The following is a 715-nucleotide window of genomic DNA, read 5'->3' on the forward strand; positions in this document are numbered from 1 at the left end:
AGCCCCGAACCGCCGAGCCCGAAGAGCGAAACGCGCTTGCCTGAAAAGGATGAGGCGGGGATCAAGCGGCGGCCTATCGGAGCTTGAGGGTGGAGAGGCCGACCAGCGCCAGGATCACCGCGATGATCCAGAAGCGGATCACCACCTGGCTTTCGGTCCAGCCGAGTTTTTCGAAGTGATGGTGGATCGGCGCCATCAGGAACACCCGCTTGCCGGTCATCTTGAAGTAGCCGACCTGGATGATGACCGAGAGGATCTCGACCACGAACAGGCCGCCGACGATGACCAGCACGATCTCGTGCTTGGTGGCGACCGCGACCGTGCCGATCAGGCCGCCCATCGCCAGCGAGCCGGTGTCGCCCATGAAGATGGCGGCCGGCGGCGCGTTGAACCACAGGAAGCCGAGGCCGGCGCCGATCACCGCGCCTAGCACCACCGCCAGTTCGCCGGTGCCGGGAACGAAATGGATCTGCAGATATTCGGCGAACACCGCGTTGCCGGAGAGATAGGCGATGACGCCGAAGGAGGCGGCGGCGATCATGATCGGCACGATCGCCAGCCCGTCGAGGCCGTCGGTCAGGTTGACCGCGTTGCCGGCGCCGACGATGACGAAGCAGGAGAACGGCACGAAGAACCAGCCGAGGTTGATGATAAATTCCTTGGCGAAGGGAAAGGTCAGCGACGAGGAGAACGGCGCCTGGCCGTTGTGCATGAT

General features: G+C 64.1%; 1 protein-coding gene. It reads right to left on the reverse strand.

Annotated elements, in window-relative coordinates:
• Window positions 1–73: 73 nt before the first annotated feature.
• On the reverse strand, window positions 74–715 hold a 642-nt coding region (gene mraY, locus EN780_RS36205; protein WP_128276593.1), incomplete at its 5' end, for a phospho-N-acetylmuramoyl-pentapeptide-transferase.

It is taken from the genome of Mesorhizobium sp. M4B.F.Ca.ET.089.01.1.1 (assembly GCF_004022605.1).
Taxonomy (GTDB): Bacteria; Pseudomonadota; Alphaproteobacteria; order Rhizobiales; family Rhizobiaceae; genus Mesorhizobium; species Mesorhizobium abyssinicae.